Origin of the sequence: Catenibacterium sp. UBA627 (genome assembly GCF_002299355.1) — a bacterium.
Classification (GTDB): Bacteria; Bacillota_I; Bacilli_A; order Erysipelotrichales; family Coprobacillaceae; genus Catenibacterium; species Catenibacterium mitsuoka.
This window is the reverse complement of sequence record NZ_DBPF01000153.1, coordinates 14,831-15,042: the sequence shown is the minus strand read 5'-3', so window position 1 is coordinate 15,042 and position 212 is coordinate 14,831. Positions and strand designations below refer to the sequence as shown.

General features: G+C 37.3%; 1 protein-coding gene. It reads left to right on the top strand.

The genetic code is table 11. From position 1 onward, the window contains the following. Positions 1-212: transposase (locus tag B2S90_RS10950; protein WP_414630690.1), on the top strand; the 212-nt coding region annotated here is incomplete at both ends.

Below are 212 nucleotides of genomic sequence, written 5' to 3'. Positions count from 1 at the left end.
CAGACAGAAGGCATTAGCACGCAAGCGCAACAATAGAATAAATGACTACATGAACAAGACTGCACGCAAAGTGATTGATTACTGTATCAATCATGATATTGGAACTCTTATTGTGGGCTATAATAAAACATTTCAGAAGGATTCCAACATAGGCAAAAGAAACAATCAGACTTTCGTCAATATTCCATATGGAAAGCTGAGAGACAAGCTTG